Here is a 228-nt window from a genome sequence, read left to right as displayed (position 1 = left end):
TCCTCATCCCAGACTCAATGTTCTCTGGAGCATCAGCTGGATTCACTACCTCAGAGCCATTAAGGAATACTTTGTAGTATCCACCATAATTGGCAGCACGAGCTAGTTCCTCCAGTGTGTTGACGAAGGGTTCTCCAACCCCCACCTCTACAGCTTGTCCTCTCCCTACATCAATGGAGACAGTACCTGTGTCTCGGTCTGGAGCACCGAAAACTTCAGGTTGAGCCT

At 50.0% G+C, this 228-nt stretch carries 1 protein-coding gene; it reads right to left on the bottom strand.

Going from position 1 to position 228, the window contains the following annotated elements:
• A partial coding sequence (locus COZ07_RS00410) for a hypothetical protein (protein WP_406606644.1) occupies positions 1-228 on the bottom strand: 228 nt, incomplete at both ends.

The sequence above is a fragment of the Candidatus Infernicultor aquiphilus genome (assembly GCF_002784285.1).
GTDB classification, from domain to species: Bacteria; Atribacterota; Phoenicimicrobiia; order Phoenicimicrobiales; family Phoenicimicrobiaceae; genus Infernicultor; species Infernicultor aquiphilus.
Note: the sequence above shows the minus strand (reverse complement) of the source record. Positions and strands in the feature narration are given on the sequence as shown.